Below are 1,152 nucleotides of genomic sequence, written 5' to 3' on the forward strand. Positions count from 1 at the left end.
ATTTTCAAAAAATGAAGACAGGAAAATTCGATGATTTACAGTATGACAGCGTATGCACGCAAAGAAGTAAAAGGCGACTGGGGCTCAGCGGTATGGGAAATCCGCAGTGTAAACCAGCGTTACCTAGAAACCTATTTCCGCATGCCAGAACAATTCCGAGCTTTGGAACCAGTTCTACGCGAGCGTTTTCGTAAACGTCTAGCGCGAGGAAAAGTGGAATGTAGCCTTCGTTTCGAAGCGAACCCTGCAGCAAAAGCCGATCTTAGCATCAACGAAGCGTTGGCAACCCAAGTGATTAAAGCTGCTGAACAAGTTATGCACATGACTGGTGAGCTTAGCCGCATCAATCCATTTCAAGTCATGCAATGGCCTGGTGTGATGGAAACTCCTGAGCAAAACATGGATGAGGTCAACAAAGAGCTGCTTGCTGCATTTGATGAAGCAATTAGTGAATTTATTGAAGCGCGTGGCCGTGAAGGCGACAACATGAAAGCGCTGATCGAACAACGCCTAGACGCGATTACCGCAGAAGTGGTGAAAGTTCGTGCTCGCATGCCTGAAATCCTAGAATGGCAACGTGAGCGTCTATTCTCAAAATTTGAAGATGCGAAAATTGAACTGGATGCTTCTCGTGTAGAACAAGAGCTTATCTTGCTAGCGCAAAAGTCAGACGTTGCAGAAGAGCTAGATCGTCTGGATTCTCACGTGAAAGAAACGACCAACATCCTGAAAAAAGGTGGCGCAGTCGGTCGTCGTCTGGATTTCATGATGCAAGAATTCAACCGTGAGTCAAACACGCTCGCTTCTAAATCGATCAGCACCGACATCACTGCGTCGGGCGTTGAACTGAAAGTTCTGATCGAGCAAATGCGCGAACAGATCCAAAACATCGAATAATCTAAAAACATTTAGATTACATATTGAAAGCCCCGCTTAATGCGGGGCTTTATTTTATTCGTCTTTTTCCAAGGTTCGGTTGTCAACATACGGCCAATAGTGGTGTCCAACGCGAATCACCAAGGTCGCTGCCGCCAAGATAAACGCCGCTATAGAAAGCCAAACCACCAAAGTGGCATCCAACTCTTTCATACCTAAGGTGATGTAGCGAGCAATGGCCATCATCGCGATATAGATAGGATAGCGAACGGGGAT

At 46.3% G+C, this 1,152-nt stretch carries 2 protein-coding genes; one reads left to right on the forward strand and one right to left on the reverse strand.

Annotation, left to right across the window (positions count from 1 at the left end; translation table 11 throughout):
* Window positions 1-30 precede the first annotated feature (30 nt).
* On the forward strand, window positions 31-897 hold the full coding sequence (locus R7P67_RS25580) for a YicC/YloC family endoribonuclease (protein WP_318086418.1): 867 nt from the start codon (window positions 31-33) through the stop codon (window positions 895-897).
* Window positions 898-951: 54 nt separating this feature from the next.
* On the opposite strand, the gene R7P67_RS25585 is transcribed toward R7P67_RS25580, so the two are convergent.
* Window positions 952-1,152: phosphate-starvation-inducible PsiE family protein (locus R7P67_RS25585; RefSeq protein ID WP_318086419.1), on the reverse strand; the 201-nt coding region annotated here is incomplete at its 5' end.

It is taken from the genome of Vibrio sp. Vb0937 (assembly GCF_033338855.1).

Excerpts from the sequence above, each read along its gene's own strand:
- R7P67_RS25580 (WP_318086418.1), top strand. The coding sequence starts at position 31 with ATGATTTACAGTATGACAGCGTATGCACGCAAAGAAGTAAAAGGCGAC.